This window comes from Sphingobium bisphenolivorans (assembly GCF_000412635.1).
GTDB lineage: Bacteria > Pseudomonadota > Alphaproteobacteria > Sphingomonadales > Sphingomonadaceae > Sphingobium > Sphingobium bisphenolivorans.
In genome coordinates, this window is the sequence record NZ_ASTG01000016.1 from 35,341 (window position 1) to 51,951 (window position 16,611).

General features: G+C 62.4%; 15 protein-coding genes. 7 read left to right on the plus strand and 8 right to left on the minus strand.

All coding sequences use genetic code 11. The annotated features are described in order from the left end of the window. The first annotated feature begins 6 nt into the window (after positions 1-6). On the plus strand, positions 7-336 hold the full coding sequence (locus L858_RS0112325) for a PleD family two-component system response regulator (RefSeq protein ID WP_022683456.1): 330 nt from the start codon (positions 7-9) through the stop codon (positions 334-336). On the opposite strand, the gene L858_RS0112330 is transcribed toward L858_RS0112325, so the two are convergent. Further along, positions 323-703, minus strand: coding sequence for a hypothetical protein (locus L858_RS0112330; RefSeq protein WP_152639816.1), 381 nt, complete (start codon positions 701-703; stop codon positions 323-325). The two genes, L858_RS0112325 and L858_RS0112330, sit on opposite strands and share 14 nt — an antisense overlap. 220 nt (positions 704-923) lie before the next feature. On the opposite strand from L858_RS0112330, the gene L858_RS22270 reads away from it, so the two are divergent. Then, positions 924-2,315 (plus strand): sugar transferase, encoded by a 1,392-nt coding sequence (locus L858_RS22270; protein ID WP_028056071.1) that lies wholly within the window; start codon positions 924-926, stop codon positions 2,313-2,315. A 277-nt stretch (positions 2,316-2,592) separates the two neighbouring features. Further along, entirely contained in the window at positions 2,593-3,864 is a 1,272-nt protein-coding gene (locus L858_RS0112340; RefSeq protein WP_022683459.1) for an MFS transporter, read from the plus strand. 377 nt (positions 3,865-4,241) lie between these two features. Here the strand turns inward: L858_RS0112340 and L858_RS0112345 are convergent, their stop codons facing one another. From L858_RS0112345 to L858_RS21685, 3 genes are all read right to left on the minus strand, one after another. Then, positions 4,242-5,282, minus strand: coding sequence for an aldo/keto reductase (locus tag L858_RS0112345; protein WP_022683460.1), 1,041 nt, complete (start codon positions 5,280-5,282; stop codon positions 4,242-4,244). Positions 5,283-5,313: 31 nt separating this feature from the next. After that, the gene (locus L858_RS0112350) at positions 5,314-6,054 is read right to left on the minus strand and encodes a 3-oxoacyl-ACP reductase family protein (protein WP_022683461.1); all 741 of its coding nucleotides are present in this window, start codon (positions 6,052-6,054) and stop codon (positions 5,314-5,316) included. A gap of 631 nt (positions 6,055-6,685) precedes the next feature. Next, on the minus strand, positions 6,686-7,165 hold the full coding sequence (locus L858_RS21685) for a hypothetical protein (RefSeq protein ID WP_022683462.1): 480 nt from the start codon (positions 7,163-7,165) through the stop codon (positions 6,686-6,688). Positions 7,166-7,693: 528 nt separating this feature from the next. Between L858_RS21685 and L858_RS0112360 the strand changes: the two genes are divergently transcribed. Beyond that, positions 7,694-9,472, plus strand: coding sequence for a tetratricopeptide repeat protein (locus L858_RS0112360; protein WP_022683463.1), 1,779 nt, complete (start codon positions 7,694-7,696; stop codon positions 9,470-9,472). Positions 9,473-9,561: 89 nt separating this feature from the next. On the opposite strand, the gene L858_RS0112365 is transcribed toward L858_RS0112360, so the two are convergent. Further along, positions 9,562-11,112, minus strand: coding sequence for a winged helix-turn-helix domain-containing tetratricopeptide repeat protein (locus L858_RS0112365; RefSeq protein WP_022683464.1), 1,551 nt, complete (start codon positions 11,110-11,112; stop codon positions 9,562-9,564). 134 nt (positions 11,113-11,246) lie between these two features. Between L858_RS0112365 and L858_RS0112370 the strand changes: the two genes are divergently transcribed. Further along, on the plus strand, positions 11,247-11,471 hold the full coding sequence (locus L858_RS0112370; protein WP_022683465.1) for a tautomerase family protein: 225 nt from the start codon (positions 11,247-11,249) through the stop codon (positions 11,469-11,471). 26 nt (positions 11,472-11,497) lie between these two features. Continuing rightward, a complete protein-coding gene (locus tag L858_RS0112375) occupies positions 11,498-11,833 on the plus strand; it encodes a UrcA family protein (protein WP_022683466.1) in 336 nt (111 codons plus the stop codon). A gap of 181 nt (positions 11,834-12,014) precedes the next feature. On the opposite strand, the gene L858_RS0112380 is transcribed toward L858_RS0112375, so the two are convergent. From L858_RS0112380 to L858_RS0112390, 3 genes are all read right to left on the minus strand, one after another. Then, entirely contained in the window at positions 12,015-12,491 is a 477-nt protein-coding gene (locus L858_RS0112380) for a S8 family serine peptidase (protein WP_274518607.1), read from the minus strand. An 807-nt stretch (positions 12,492-13,298) separates the two neighbouring features. Then, entirely contained in the window at positions 13,299-13,961 is a 663-nt protein-coding gene (locus L858_RS0112385; RefSeq protein ID WP_022683468.1) for a Rossmann-fold NAD(P)-binding domain-containing protein, read from the minus strand. Then, entirely contained in the window at positions 13,958-14,836 is an 879-nt protein-coding gene (locus tag L858_RS0112390) for a Rossmann-like and DUF2520 domain-containing protein (protein ID WP_022683469.1), read from the minus strand. The genes L858_RS0112385 and L858_RS0112390 overlap by 4 nt, the downstream gene beginning before the upstream one ends. A gap of 444 nt (positions 14,837-15,280) precedes the next feature. Between L858_RS0112390 and L858_RS0112400 the strand changes: the two genes are divergently transcribed. Continuing rightward, positions 15,281-16,603 carry an Hsp70 family protein gene (locus tag L858_RS0112400; RefSeq protein WP_022683471.1) on the plus strand — a complete coding sequence of 441 codons (1,323 nt, stop codon included), beginning with the start codon at positions 15,281-15,283 and terminating at the stop codon, positions 16,601-16,603. The last annotated feature ends 8 nt before the right edge of the window (positions 16,604-16,611 follow it).

A 16,611-nucleotide genomic window follows, 5' to 3' on the forward strand; every position in this document is an offset into this window, starting at 1 on the left:
GTCGCCATGGCGGACCGCGCGGGCGTTCTGATCGTCGATGTGGACAGCGAGCATCTGCGGCATTGTCGCGCGGTGCTGGAGGGGCTGGGCTTCAGGGTTTTCGCTGCTTCCAGTGCGGAAGCGGCATTGATGGTAGGGCATGGTGAGCAATTACTGGACCTGGCGTTGATCGCCGCTGATCTGGGGGACGGCGTGACCGGAACGGACGTGCGCCAGTCGTTGGAAAATTTGGGCAGGACCAAAAGAATTCTCCTGATGTCGGATGAGGCGACGAATCACGTCGATCATATCGTCAAGCCGATCACGGCAGAGCAGCTACGGCCTATGCTCGACTGACCTTGTCGGCTCGCTTGGTGCCGTGTGCTTCGCAGCACGGCGACAGGCCGTCCACCTGCTCGCTGCCGCCCAGGCGGACGACGTGCGGATGCGCGCTGCATCGGGCGGCAGCGGCCACGCGTTCCCGATCGAGGCGCAGCTTCTCGCGCCGGTGCCGGGATGCCAGCAGGGTGCGGAACAAGAACGGCAGCGCCAGCAGGAGGAAGCACAGGCCGACAGGGAGCCAGAAAATCGCGATGACGCGATCGAGCGGGCCGACCTTGGACACTGCCCTGGATGCGCTTTGCAGGCGCCAGAAATGCCAAGAGCCGATCAACCAAACGCAAGTCAGGGTCGCAATACCGAGAGCTATGGCAACCATTTCCACATCCCACCCCTGGCCGGCCACGATGAGTGCGGCCGGACGATTCTCTCCATCCACATTTCTACCATGGATCCCGCCCGCGTCATTAAGCGCGATTACGCAATGCTCTTACTATAAAGAAGGTGAGGGCGTCCAAGTAATGTTCCTGAATTGCTCAAATGGGCTCTGCGGGTGATTTAACGAGATCTGCAATGTCGTTTTAACCTGCTGGAAGGGTGATGGGATGTCCCGCATAGACGTTGCGGTGCCGGAGGAAATAGGCCTTCCCGGCCCACCGTCAGTGATGAGCCGGAACATCCGTCTCAGCCTGTGCCTGATCCTGCTGCTGGCAGATCTGCTCGCGCTGCTGATCGGTTCGAGGCTGGGCGGGGGAGTGAACCTGGGAGGCGGGTCGTGGGCAGAAAATAGTGCGTCGCTCGCCGCGGGCATGTTTCTGTTCGTCTTCATAACCTTTCAGAACAAGGGCTATACTCGCCACTGCCTGTCGAGCGCCTATATAAGTTGTCGCAACGGCGCACGCGGCATCGCGACCACCTTGTTGATGTTTTCGCTGGTCTTCTTCGCGTTGAACGTGGCGCGGACATTGTCGCCCTCGTCCTTCTTTTCCGTGCTGTTCTGCACCGCCGGGCTGCTGCTGCTCCAGCGCTTCCTGATCGCCCGTCTTATAGCGCAGTATTTAGGCGACCAGCTGCTCGCGGAACTGGTCATTGTCGATCAGGTCGTGCTGCCCAACGAGCCGGGGCGTGCCGCGGTGGTGCGCGCAGAAGCGGCGGGGCTCCAACCCGATCTGGACGATCCTTTCATGCTGCACCGCCTCGGCATGTTGCTGTGCGACTATGACCGGGTGGTGATCCATTGCCCAGAGGAGCGAAAGACGGCTTGGTCCGACGTGCTCAAGGGTAGCAGCATCCTGGGCGAAATCATCGTGCCGAAGATCGAGGGGCTGGCGCCGCTGGCGATCGGCGAATGGCGCGGCGCTTCCACCCTGATCGTCTCGCGCGGCCCGCTGAACCTGGCCGATCGCGCTGCGAAGCGGATGTTGGACATCGCGCTGGCGGTGCTGGTGCTGATCGCCATTACGCCGCTGCTGCTCCTGATCGCTGCCGCCATCAAGATCGAATCGCCCGGCCCCATATTGTTCCGGCAGCAGCGGGTAGGCCGCGGCAACCGAATGTTCACCATCCTCAAATTTCGTAGTATGCGGTGCGACATGGCCGACGAAGCCGGTATCCGCTCGGCCTGCCGCGACGACGACCGGGTGACGCGGGTCGGTCGGCTGATCCGACGCACCAGCATGGATGAGCTGCCACAGTTCATCAATGTCCTGCTGGGCGAAATGAGCCTTGTGGGACCCCGCCCGCACGCGTTGGGCTCCAAGGCGGAAGACGCGTTGTTCTGGCAGGTGGATCGCCAATATTGGCACCGGCACGCCTTGAAGCCTGGGATTACCGGCTTGGCTCAGATCAGGGGACTGCGGGGTGCGACCGAATCGAAGCGCGACGTGATGGAACGGGTGAAGGCGGACCTGGAATATATGGAGGGCTGGACGCTGGCGAAGGACGTCATGATCTTATTCAGGACGTTCGGTGTTCTGTTGCACGACAGGGCGTTTTGATACGCGACATCCTGACCTTTGATCGAAACATGTGAAGCCTGGACCCTCGCGCTCTAGTGCGGGCAGGCCAGCGAGCTGCTTCCCTCCGTTCAGCTTCTGGATAGGGGTATACCCACGGCCTCCGGGAAACGGAAACGCCGGCAACGGGGTGCCCGCAATAGGCGATGAACGTCTTCCAAAACCGTTTGTCAGCGTAGCTGACAATCATCAAATCAGAGCTGATGCATCTGGGTCCAGTGCCATTGGCACATTTTCGCGGACCAGATAAGGTCGGTCCATGTCTTCGCTGCACCTACTGGACCGGCGCTCGCTCGCCCTGGCGGCGATCTCCACTGTGGTCGAATGGTATGACTTCACGCTCTTCCTCTATCTGGCGACGGTGCTCGCTCGCCTCTTCTTCGTTGGTGAAGGCGCGGTCCTGACGACGCTCGGGGGGTTCGCCATCGCCTATCTCATGCGCCCGCTCGGCGCGATCGCTTTTGGGCATTTCGGCGACCGTTACGGACGCCGGGCGGCCCTGCTGACTTCCATGGGGGTGATGACCGTCGCCATGCTCCTAAGCGCGATGCTGCCGACCCTGGCGCAGATCGGCCCGCTCGCCGGGATTCTGCTGCTTCTCCTGCGATGCGTCATGGAATTTGCGGTGGGTGGCGAATATACCGGGGTCGTGGCCTATCTGCTTGAACGCGCCGCTCCGCACAGGCGAGGGCTCGTTACTTCCATGGCAGCTGCCACCAGCGAGGTTGGCGCTCTTCTCGCCGCCGGCGTGTCGGCATTGACCGTCAACCTCCTGCCGGCTGACGCGCTTGCTAACTGGGGGTGGCGGATGCCCTTCCTGTTCGGCGCAGCACTGGCAGGCGCAGTCCTTATTGCACGCGCCGCCATGCGAGAGTCGCCAGCGTTCGAGGCGGACCGCGCTGCCGGGGCGCTCGTCCGACAGCCTCTTGCTCATGTCTTGAGGCGGTGTCGGCGCGGGGTCATGCGCGGCTTCGTCATCTCGGCTTTGGGATCGATCACCTATTATACCGGCATCACCTATCTGCCGGTCTATTTAACATCGACGGCGGGACAGAGCGAAGCGCAGGCGCTACAGCTTGCAACGGTGCCGGCGATCGCAGTCATTGCCGCGACCCCGCTCACCGGATTGCTTTCCGATCGCCTTGGCCGAAGGCCCGTGTTGATTGGGCTCGCCATCCTGGCGGCGGCGCTGCCTTACATGCTGTTTCGACTGCTCGCGTCAGCGGCTCCCATGGGCATCCTGTTGGGCGCGGTGTGTCTTGCCGCTCTGGCTGGCGGGATCAGTGCGGTCGGGGCGGTGGCGACCGCCGAGCAACTCCCAGCCAAGGGACGCCTCAGCGGGCTTGCTGTGGGCGCCACGACGGCCACTGCGCTGTTCGGCGGCCTCACCCCGTGGCTAGCGCAGATCCTGACCAGCAGGACGGACTCGCCTGCGGCTCCCGGAGTGATGATTGCGCTCGTGGCCCTGGCAGTCTTGCCGGTGCTGATCGCGCTGCCCGAGACGATGCCGGTCCAGCGGGAGGGGCCGTAACCGCCGTCACGTTCGTATTGAAGCTGCGAAGATTCTCGGCGAGCGTGTCGAGCAGAAGGTCGAGGGTCCGGGGGTCCATCGCTTCGGGGTTGAAGCGATAGTAGAAGACAGTGTCGGTATCGGTCTCCCGGACTATTACAGCCGCCTCCATCGCATGTTTGCAGAAGCTGAGCATGAGGCGGCGACGGCGACGATCAACGACCGGCCGAAAAGGCCGGACGAGGCCTGAGTATCTGGAAGGTCAAGCATTCGATCGCTTCACGGCATCCCCATTCCCGCTTCCATCTATGAGCGTCGCACCGTAAAGGCGATCGGGCCGGCACGGGCCGTGGTGCTGGCGATAAGAGCCGTAGCGAAGAAAAGGAAGTGGGAAGGCGTCAAGATGATTCCTCCCCTTGGCTGTGTTCGTTGAGCATCGGGAAACTACGCTGATGCCAGACCGGATAGGAGGAGGGGGTCTCGCTCGCGATGTCGAGGCGCGCAACCTGCTCGGCCGACAACGCCCATCCCACCGCGCCGATATTCGATACGAGCTGCTCCTCATTTCTCGCGCCGATTATGACGTTAGCGACTGTCGGCTTGCGCAGCAGCCAGTTAAGCGCAATCTGCGGAATGGTCTTGCCGGTTTCCTCAGCCAGATCGTCCAGCACGTCGACAATCGCGAACAGCCGCTCTTCAGGATAGGCCGGACCGGTTCCGGCAATGTCGTGCGCACGGGTTCCGGGCTGCGCGGGCTGGCCCCGGCGAATCTTGCCGGTCAGCTTGCCCCATCCGAGCGGGCTCCAAATGGTCGCGCCTATGCCCTGATCCCGGCCCAGCGGCATCAGTTCCCACTCATAATCGCGATTGAGCAGCGAATAATAGACCTGGTGGGAGACGTGCCGTGCATAGCCGTAGCGATCGGAAACGGCCTGCGACTTCATCAGGTGCCAGCCGGAGAAATTGGAAGCCCCTATGTAGCGAATTTTGCCCTCGCGCACGAGTTGGTCGAGCGTCGAAAGCGTCTCCTCTACCGGAGTATTATAATCCTGCCCGTGAAGCTGCAGCAGATCGATATGATTGGCGCCCAGCCGCTTGAGCGAAGCTTCGACGGCGTTAATCAGATGCTTGCGGGAAGAGCCATAATCGTTAGGGCCATCTCCAGTCGGAAAAGTGACCTTGGTCGAAATCAGCAGCCGATCGCGCTTGCCTTTGATCGCCTCGCCCAAGATCGTTTCTGCAAGGCCGTCGGAATAGACGTCGGCGCTATCGAACATGGAAACGCCGTGATCAAGGCAAATGTCGATGAGGCGAGACGCCCCATTCGCGTCGGTTGATCCCCACGCCTTGAAGAAATCCCCGCTTCCGCCGAAGGTCGCCGTCCCGAAACTCAAGGCGGGAACACGCAATCCGGAGGCACCCAGTCGCCGATACTCCATAATACTCGTCCTTCTCACCAATTTCGCAATCTTAGTTCATATACCAGCCGCCGTTGGCGTTGATGGTTTGTCCAGTGATATAGCCATTCTGCGCGAGCAGAAGTGCAATGGACGATATCTCATCAGCCTGCCCAAAGCGGCCGACCGGTATGAGGTCGGGTTTGATCTTGTCGTTGCCCTTAAGCATGTCCGTTTCGACCAGGGCCGGGGCGATCGCGTTGCACGTGATACCCTCTTTGGCGAGCAGGCTGGCATAGCTGTGAACGAGGCCCAGGATGCCGGCCTTGCTGGCAGCGTAATGGTGCCCGATGACGCCGCCAAGCTGCGCGGCGACTGAAGAAAGCATGATAAGTCGTCCTCTTGCCTGGGCGCGCATCGCTGGCAGAAGTGCCTGAGTTACGTAGAAGACGGAGCTCAGATTTACCCTGATGGTCTGGTCCCAGTCGGATGCGTCGATCTGATCAAGCGGCTTTGATGGGTTGATGCCGGCATTATTGACAAGGATGGATATGGTCCCAAGTGCATCCGTCGTCCTTTTTACGGCAGCCTCCGCTTCCCGTGAATCGGATAGACCGGCTGAAAAGGCGGCGGCGCGACGCCCCAGCGCCTCAATCTCCTTCACGACCTTGGCAGCTTCGTCGGATCCCTTGCGATACCCGATGGCGACATGGGCGCCCGCCTCTGCAAGTCGAAGCGCGATGTCGCGGCGGATGTCTCGGGAGGCGCCCGTGACCAAAGCGATCCTGTCAATCAAACTGTCGATCACCTGCATCCTTTCGCGGCCATTTCGCCTTTCTCCGCCCGCGGGGCAACATCCAGTTCGTCGAGCCTCGTATACCCTGCTTCTAACGCCCCAATCTATCGATCATATCACCACGCTGTGATCTGCTCGCGTGCCTCGCACAGCGCGCCGCTGCCGGCGGCGAGGTTTTCAGCCATGTGGGAAGCGTTCTCAATTTCTGGGATAAGCAGGTCACCGCCTCTGACCGAGCACGAATTCAAGGAACAACGGGGACCGATTCTGACAGCCGATCTCGGCAGTTATATCAGGTAGCGGCTCCGGACGGGCCGCTGTGATATATCCGCCGTCGCCATCGGGGGAGTTTTTCACCGACGCCGCTAAGCGGGTCGTGACCGAGATAGCCCGCGGTGTCTCTCCATGAACTCCCCGCCTGGCCCTCCCCATGATCGCCTTCAATCGGTGGCCATCGCCGGAGCCGTTCACGTTGGAGCGCATGGGCCGCGCCCTGAACCAGAACCAGCGCAAGCTGCGCGTGCTGTTCAGGGGAGGGCGGTCGCAAAGGCGCACGCAACCGGTATCGACGACGCCTCAACTAATGAGTGGCTCAGCCCAGTCGCGCCTCACCTCGCCGCTACGAAGCAGTCCACTGCCCAATCATAGGTTATGAAGGGCAGCCATCCCGGCACATGAGAGGATCGTCAAAATGGCGAATCAAGATCAAGGTAATCAGATGGGCAGCCAGCAGGGCGGACGTCAGAACCCAAATCCTGGACAGCAGCAGCAGGATACCGGAGGCGGACAAGGCGGGCGGCAACAAGGCGGCCAGCAGGACCGGAACCCGGGCCAGCAAAATCAGCAGGATGAGCAGCGGCGGCAGCAGGGCGGCGGCAAACAGGAACGCCGCGACGACCAGGGCGGACAGCAGCGCTGATCTGAGATGAGCGCAGAAAGGGGGCCGCCCTCGCGGGTGGCCCTTTTTCTTGCCTTCTCCCTGACGAAGCCGACTGGATCGGCAGGGATCATGGATTAATGCTGGCACAGCCGACCACTCATTCGCGCCTAGCGTCAACGATGCAGCCGACGCTGGTCGTGACCCGCGGAAGGCCAGAAATGGTTCCACGAAATCGAATATGACGGCCATTGGACCGAGCTGCTGCTGAACGGCCCGAAAGCCAGGCCTTCACGCGCAATGGGCACGACCCGAGCGACAAGTATCGGCCAATCTGGAGTGCCCGAAAAGATAAGCGGTCAGTCCGCAGCTGAGAACGAAAGATCGGCGCCTGAACGATCACAAAGGGTTGCTGTGAGCAATAGATCGCGCGTTCGATACTCCGGTAGGGCTCTTGGCGTCGGAGCGGATCACATCGCGACCATCAAAAGCGCCATTTCGATCATGCCGAGGTTTTCGGTGCGTGGGGCCGCGGGCGCGTTGAGCTAAGCGTCAGGGGGTCGCGAGGGCAGGTGGGGAAGGCGCCGGATGGCGCCTTCCGACGAACTTAGGGGTGCGAATGCCCCGAGTCAGGGCTCGATGCTGCGCTATCATCAGCGCAGCAATCCTTGCCAGTCGTGGCGACTTCTCTGGGGTTGCGTGAAAGAATCGCCTGAAGGATTGGCTAGTTTATGATATAGCAGCCGACCATCGACCCGCTCTCAATTCCAGGTGATGGCGATGGACAAGACCGCAGGTTCACTGTCCCTCATGACAGCGGCGGTCATGCTGATGAGCGTGGCCCCGGTCCCGCATGACAGCTTTCCCGCCAATCTGCTCGCGCGTCTCGACCCAGGCGCCACGGCACGCAATCTTTGCGGCCGTCAGGACGGCACTGGCCAGCCGATGCGCGCGATGCTCTCCCTCGCAGCGGCCGTTGTTCAAACCCAATCCAACATGCGAGCGCCCCTGTACGACGGTCTGGGGGAGGTCCGCCTTCCCATCACGGCGAGCAATTCGTTGGCGCAGCGTTTCTTCGACCAGGGATTGGCTTTCGCCTACGGCTTCAATCATGCAGGCGCGATCGCCTCCTTCCGCGAAGCACAGCGGCTTGATCCCGCTTGCGCGATGTGCTTCTGGGGTGAGGCGCTTGCCCATGGCCCTAATATCAACGCACCGATGAACCCAGCGACCAATGCGCGGGCACTCGGCCTCGCGCGCTACGCCCAGTGGCTGGCCCGCAATGGGAGCCCCGCCGAGCAGCAGCTGACGGCTGCCATGATCAAACGCTATTCGGCCGATCCCAAAGCTGAACGGGCCGGACTGGACGCAGCCTATGCCGACGCCATGCTGGCCGCGGCAATGGCGCAACCGGCCCATGATGACATTGCGCTGCTCGCGGCCGAGGCGGCGATGGACACGCGGCCGTGGGATTATTGGCTCGCTGATGGGCGGACGCCGCAGCCCCGATTGGGCGAGGCCGTACGCCTGGTGGAAACGGTGCTTGCGCGCAACCCGGACCATCCTCAAGCGCTGCATCTCTATATTCATCTGATGGAGAATGGGCCTGATCCCAGGCGGGCCGAGGCAGCGGCCGATCGACTGGCCAGACCGTTGGCGGCAAAATCGGGCCATCTCGTCCATATGCCGGCGCATATCTATTATCGCCTGGGTCGATGGAAAGATTCCATGCGGGTCAACATCGCCGCCGCACGCGCCGACGAGGAATGGATCAGGTCGAGCGGAGACAGGGGGCTGGTCCGCTACGGCTACTATCCCCACAATGTCCATTTCATCGTGACTTCGGCGCAGATGGCCGGAGACATGGCGACCGCAATTCGCGAGGCGCAGCGGCTCGAAACGATTCTCGACACTGGCACGAGCGCGAAGATCGCATGGGTCCAGGCGATCCATGCAGCACCTTATTTCGCCGCGGCGCAATTTGCGACGCCCGAGCAGATTCTTTCCATGCGACCGCCTGACGATCGCCTCCCTTATGCGGTGGCGATGCGGCATTATGCGCGTGCATTGGCTCATGCGCAGCGGCGAAACCGCGTGGGATTTGAAGAGGAATTGGCGAATCTGAGCGCCTTGCGCCGCAGCGAAGCCTTGCAGCCGATGATCGACCAAGGGGTCCCCGCCCGCGATCTCCTGCAGCTTGCCGCGACGGTTGCGCTCGCGCGCTGGGCGCAGGCCGGCGGTCGCTATCACGAGGCGGAGAAACACTATCGGAAGGCGGTCAGGATCGAGGAGAAGATCCCCTATATGGAACCGCCCTACTGGTATTATCCCGTCCAACAATCCCTTGGGGGCGTGCTGTACCGCCAAGCACGGTACGATGAGGCGATCGCCGCTTTCACCGCAGCGCTCGCGCGTTCGCCGAATAATGGGTGGGCTCTCTACGGCATAGCCTTTTCGCAACGCGCGCTCGGCAGGTGGGCGCATGCCGCTGCCGCCCAGGCTGCCTTCAAGCGGGTTTGGGCTGGCGATCCAACGTGGTTGAGAATGGATCGGCTATAATGAATATCGCCAGCGGCGTGACAGGGGGATGAAGCCCTTACCCCGGCTTGGCGCTACGCGCAGCGGTGAGTGGGTTGGTTCGACCATTGTCACAGGCCGATATCGACCAGCGCCCGCTCGATCGTCTCCCGCGCGACCCCGGGCGCAAAGGGGAAGGATCGCAAGAAGTCGCGCCCGCTGTAATGTGGTTCGCTCTGGCGGATCGCCGCCAGCCATCGCAAGCAATGATCGCTTCGACCGGCAAGATGGGTCGCGATGGCGGCGATGACCGCGATGTGCTTGTGCGCGCCGGGCGACCGCGCCGCCCGCTCCGCCAATATCGCGGCCTCTCCATGATCACCGCGCAGGACATGGCTGAGCGCGCAGGTGGCGATCATCGCATAGCGCAGGGGATCCAGTGGGCTGAGCCGAAGCGCGAGCAGGGCGTCGCTTTCCCCTTGTTCCGGCGCACCTGAGAGCGTCCGCGCCCATGCCTTGCTATAGATGCCCTGCGCATAGCTGGGGCTGATCCGCGTCGCCTGTTCCAACCAGTCCAGGCTGCCGGCCAGGTCGCCGTTCAACCAGAGCGAGCGGCCCATGTTGAAATGGCAGAATGGGTCGAGCCGATCGATCTGCACGGCTCTTTCCGCCAGCCGGTGGGCGGCATCGACCTGCCCGGCATGATCATGATCATAACCCAGAAAGGCATTTTGGAAATGGGTGAAGGACTTGCCGGCGCAGGCGCGGGCGAACTGGGGATCAGCCTGCATCGCCCGATCGAACAGGCGCGCCGCCATCTGGTTGTCGGCACGGTTGAAGCGGAACATATGGTCCAGCCCGGCATGATAGGCTGACCAGGCGCTGAGCTGACTGATGTCCCTACTGCGCGCGAGCTGGGATTCGTGGAGCGAGATGCTGGTTTCCAGCGCGGCAACGACATTGGCCGCGATGTCGCGGCGCATCGCATGAACATTCGTCACCCGGTCCTCATATCGTTCCGCCCAGATCACGCCGCCACTGGCTGTCTCTACCAAGTCGATGGCGCAGAAAATCCCCTCGTCCGACAAGGCGACGCTGCCGGTGAGGCAATAGCGCACGCCCAGTGCCTGCCCGATGTGCTGATGGTCGATGGGCCCCTCGCGAAATCGGAAGGATGATCCGCGGGCGATTACGAATAACCACCGCAAGCGGGAAAGGTCGGCGATCAACTCATCGGCAAGAGCGTCGGCCAGGAAGGCGGCAGGCCCCGCATCGCCCAGCAAACGCAAAGGCAAGACGGCGATCGAAGGTCGGTCCGCCAATGCGTTCTCCTTCAAGGCATCGGACGGGGCGGCAGGGGCGGAGGGTTGAGCGGGGAAAATCACTGCCCCCACAAAGCGGAAGCCTCGGCCATGGATGGTCCGGACCAGCCGCTGCTGCAGGCCGTTGTCGCCGATCGCCTTGCGCGCGGACTTGATGCGGGAGGCTATCGCGGCTTCGGACACGACGCGGTTGTTCCAGATCTTCTCGATTATCTCGTCCTTGCTCACCATTCGGTCGCGGTTGGCGACGAGCAGGGCGAGCAAAGACAGGACTTGCGGTTCGACCGGGACTGGCGTGCCGCCCCTTCGCAGTTCGAAACGCGCGACGTCCAGCTCGAACGGATCGAAGCGGTAAATCATGCCCCGTCTGCCGCAAGAATCCCGGCGATCTTCATGAATTCTCCATCCCGCCTTCAAGCTTCGCCTTGGCGCCTGGCCTATTGTCGCAACATCAGGTCGAAGCGGCCTGATCTTTTAGCATGAAGGAGAGGAAAATGCCGCTCGTTACGATCGACGTCATCAAGGACGTTTTCACCCCCGAGGAAAAGCGCCGGCTGATCACCAATGTGACCGAAGCCCTGATCGAAGTGGAGGGCGAAGCCATGCGCCAGGTGACATGGGTCCGCATCAAAGAGGTGGAACAGGGCGACTGGGGCATTGGCGGCCAGTTGCTGCGCGCCGCCGATGTGCACGCCATGGCCGGCAAGGTTCCAGCCTGAACGGGAAACAGGGAGAGGAGGCCGACATGAAGGGATGGCGAACGGCACTGCCGCTGGCGGTGGGCCTGGCAAGCCCGGACCTTGCAGCCGCGATGGAGCATGGGGCCAGCACGGCCGTCAGCTACGCCGATTTGGATTTGTCGAAACAGGCGGATGCCCGTCGCCTGCGGGCGCGGGCAGGAAAGGCGATCCGCAGTCTCTGTACGCAGCCGCGTCAGGGAGTGCTGGCGAGCCCCGCAGAAATCCTTTGCCGCCGAGCTGCGATGGTGAAGGCGCAGGCGCAAATCGAGCGCGCCGTGGCGCTCGCGGTCGATCGGCGAAGTCTAACCCAAAGCCGCCTCGCCACGGCTGCGACGCGTTAAGCCTAAGCCCCGTCCCCGCCTGGCTGAGATGGGGCTTCTTGGATATCCACGGGAGCAGGCCGTCCGCTGCTGGACGGGCAAACTCCTCCGCTGAATGGCGATAAGGGGTCTGAGCTGAGTGGCTAGGATCCTGCGAATAACGCGCCGAGGAGCTGACCGGTTAGTCGGTCAAGCACCTGCTCTACTTGCTACCGATGGGGTCTGCGGTACCGTCCGGATCTGGCAGGGCGGTTCCGCTCTTGTGCGGCGCACCGCCCCCATGGAGGAGCAGTATCCCAGCAAGATGGGGCGCGGCCATGGAGGTGCCCGAAAGGGTGGCGTAAGTTCCGCCTTTGTAGGTCGATAATATGGAACTGCCCGGCTCGGCGAAGTCGATCGGCGGATTGCCCCAGTTCGAGTATCGGGCGAACACGTCCTTGTTGTCGATGGCAGAACAAGTGTAGACGCGCTGCGCATTCACGCGGGCTGGAGAATAGTTGGCTGCATCTGCCGATGAGTTTCCAGCGGCAATTGCCGCGTAATAGCCCGCGTTGGCGGCAGCAATCACTGCTTGATCCAGTTCCGGCAATCCCGTCATTATGAGGCTGAGATTGATGACGTCGCCAGGGTGGTTTTTCCCCGGTGATCCACTCAAGAAGACCGTCGAAGTCCCCATCATCCTTGGCATCCCACAGCCCGATTTTACAGTTCGGTCGTGGAGGCCCCTTGGGCGGAAAGATGGGCACTGATCGCGCCTATGTGCAGTGCGACTTTCAAAAGGAGCCCACGCCAGCGCACACAGCAGGGCTGGAGCCTCGCACGTTCACGCCTAGTGAGACGCTACAGTGGAGGATGAGCCGCGAAACATTGAAATGGTCCGATGCAGGCCATGACAAGGCCTGGGCAACCAAGCTGCCAAATGGCCGCTGTACGAGGGTTTTGGCTTCGAGAGCTGGTGGGATCTCGATCGCTATACTGCGAACACGCTGCATGGCGGGGCCAACATTACCCGCACCTTCCAGCAAGGCATATTCATGAACACAGACGAAGTTTACGGAATCGGGAGCTTCACCAAGGGCTTTCATAGCTTTGCCGTAGATATCCAACCGATTACATCACCTGGTTCGTAGACGGCAGGGAGACTTATCAAGCGGTCAATCCGTTCGCCGGCTTTCGCTGGTACCCCATCATGGATGTCGCCGTTAAGACGAACGGCGATTATGCCGATGGGACGGGAGACATGATTGTAAAGGAATATCAAGATTGCTCCAACTGACCGGATCAGGTGCGGCCTTAGAAGGGCCGCTCCAGCGGATCATTAGGGCGCCGCCAGCTGAATCAGTTTGGAACTAATGTCGAGGCGGTGTCTTGTGTCCGCTTGCCTGCGCAGTTCATCCTGAGCGGTCGTTCCGTAACCAGCCATGAGCTGCATCGATTGGATAGCTGCGTACGACAAAGAAGGGTCGTGAAGCCATCTGCTCACCCATCACTCGCTAACGGCTGCGGTCCGGCTTGATCGTGCGATCGCGGCCGAGTTTATGCGATGGTTGCCGAGGGTGCCGGCTATCGCGGCATCGATGAGCAAGGCCGAGATCGTCGAGGACGGGCTGATCCGCGCCACGGCCGGCATGAGAGGGTCGGCAATGCGCAGAAAGCGGTTCATAAATTGCTCGATTGGCCGACTCTCCTTCCGGTTTCCGCCGATAAAGCCGGGGCGAATGATGGTGAGCGATGGGAAATCGAGCTGCGCTACCGCTTCCTCCAACTCGCCCTTGATCCGCGTGTAGAAGAAGCGTGATTGCGCATTCGCGCCCATGGAGGACGTCAACGCGAAGCGGGGTGCACCGCCCTCCCGTATCCGCGTGGCGATGGCGAGAGCATAGTCGAAGTCGATGGCGCGATAGGCTGCGGCCGATGGCGTCTTGGCCCGTGTCGTCCCGATCGCACAAAGGCCGCCGTCCGCGGTCCACCAATCGGCATCGAGCGGCAGGTTGCCGGGATCCACGATCGGGTTCAGGAGCTTGGAGTGGGGTGCAAGCGGTCGGCGCGTCGGTGCGACGACATGCGTGACCCGCTCGTCCCGCAGAGCCAGCGCCAATGCCTCGCCACCCACCAACCCGGTCGCACCCGCCAGCAGTAGCCTGGTCATCGCGCCTCCCCCAACATGGACCGGCACGCCGACTGTGCCGTTCCGTTCGACCGCTCAAGCGCATCGAGCGTGGCAAGCGCCATCGCCTGATAGGGCGGAAAAAGGGGCGGGCAGTCCTTGCGCAGGGCAGAGAGGTGGCCGCCAATCGTCTCCTCATCACCACGCAGCAGGGGGCCTGACAGCCCCATCATGCCCTTGCTCAGGCTGTTCTCCAGGGCGGTGCGAACCAGTGGAGCCAGCAGTGCGGCGGGATCGTCCACGCCTGCCGCAGTCAGGGCCTCGCAGGCGCCCGCTATCAGCGTGACGAGATGATTGGCGCCATGGCACAGGGCGGCGTGATAGAGCGGTCTAGACTCCTCCGAAACCTCGACGGGGACGCCGCCCAGGCGGGAGACGATCGCCCGGGCGGCAGCATTGGCCTGTGGCGTCGAGCCAGTCACGCCGAAGCGCGCGCCAACCATGCTCTGGACCTCCGCCTGCGGATCGCCGGTGAATGTCATGGCCGGATGGATAGCCGCAGTGAGCCATCCCAGAGCGGTCAGGGGCGAAAGAATGGCTGCGCCGCTCTGGCCGCTGACATGGAAGACGAGCGGACTTGTCGGGGTGGGCGCGGCGCTCAGCTCGTGGATGCACGCTTTGAGTGCGTCATCCGCCACCGCCAGGACGATGAGATCGCAGGTGGCGGCGATGTCCACAATTCGTGGCATCGGGCGGGCGCGGCCGATAGCCGCGCTCGTGGCAGCGGAATTTGCCGGCGTGCGGCCCCATAGAACCAGCGGCTCAATCGAGTGACCGGCAAGGCTCAGCCCGATCGCGGAGGCGACCCGGCCCGTGCCGATGATGCCGATCCGGCGATAAGGTGGAAAGGTGTCCATTTTTCAACTTACGACGCAGTGCATCCGCCTGTCCAGCCGGCTGATAAAAGCGCGCGCATCGGCGATTGCCCCTCGGCTCCCCGTGCCGGATCCCGTTGCAGCTCCGACACATCGCCCTTAAAGGCGCGGGTCATCATTGCCGCTGCCGTTTCCTTCGCCATGATGCTCGTCCTTGTCCGAAGGGGAAGGACGCGGAAATGACTGCGCTCTATTTAGCGTGATCATGCCGCGATTATCCTCCATTCCTCGCGAGCAGCTTGCAAGATCAGGCTCCTACTCGCTCAGGTTGATGCCGGTGCGCCTCAGCCTCCTCTTCCGTTTTCTTGACGCGGTGGCGAGATGGAGCGGAAACCAACCAGACGGACGACCGGTTGCGCTGCTGGCTCATGCCTGCGATAGGCGCCACCCCGCCTCTCCATCTCGCCCATCAAATGGACCGCATCCATGACTCCTCCGGCTCGCTCGCTCGGTATCGACTTCGGCACGACAAATTCGGTTGTCGCGCTGGGCGGCGCACACGGCGAAGCGAGGATGGTGGACTATCCTGCGCCGGGCAACACCGGTGCGATCTTCCGTTCTGCTCTCTGTTTCTGGGAAGATCATGGCGTGCCTGGCGGTGTCGCCCGGGAAGCGGGACCGTGGGCGATCGCCGAATTTCTGGAATTTCCCCAAGGCAGCCGCTTCCTGCAATCGTTTAAATCCGTCGCAGCGAGCAAGGCCTTTGAACATGCCACCATCTTTGACAAGCGGCTGCGCTTCGAAGAACTGGGCCATGTCTTTCTGGACCGGCTGCGGGCACATGCCGCCGGCGCGCTTATGGACCTGCCGGCCCGCATCATCGTCGGGCGGCCGGTCCGCTATGCAGGGCGGCGGCCGGACAGCGCGCTTGCCCGCCAGCGATATGATCTCATGTTCGCGGCCCTCGGGCGGGAGGTGCATTATGTCTATGAACCGTTGGGCGCAGCCTTCAGCTTCGCTTCGCGCCTGACCGATCCGGTCACCCTGCTGGTCGCGGATTTCGGCGGCGGGACCAGCGACTTTTCCGTCGTGCGGATCGAGGCGGCGGGGACAGCGCAGCGCTGCACGCCGCTTGGCTCCGCCGGCATCGGGATAGCTGGGGATCGCTTCGACTATCGCATCATGGACAAGCTCGTCCTGCCGATGTTGGGCAAGGGCGGTACCTATGCATCGCTGGGCAAGAAGCTGGAGATACCGGCGGGCCATTTTGCCGATTTCGGCGACTGGGCCCGCTTGGCGCTGATGCACAACCGGCGCACGCTGGCCGAGTTGAACAAGCTGAAGCGGGCGGCGAGCGATCCGGCCGCGATTGGCCGCATGATCGCCGTGGTAGAAAATGAGCTTGGCTATCCGCTCTATGACGCAGTCGGGCAGTTGAAGCGGACGCTCTCCACCGAAGATCGCGCGCATTTCCATTTCGACAGCGCTGGGGTGCAGGTGGAGGCGGATGTCAGCCGGGCTGATTTCGAAAGCTGGATCGCACCCGACCTCGCTCGCATCGGCGCGACGGTGGATGTGGCGCTCGACCGCGCCAGGATCGGCGCGGATGCGATTGACCATGTTTTCTTGACCGGGGGTTCCTCGTTGATCCCCGCTGTCCGCGGCTTGTTCGAGGAACGCTTCTCCGCCAGCCGGATTGCGGGCGGAAATGAACTGACCTCCATCGCCCACGGTCTCGCGCTGATCGGTCAGGAGGCCCGCATCGCGGAATGGACGGCGAGCAGCGAGGATGAAACGGAGCAGGGTTGAACCGTGAC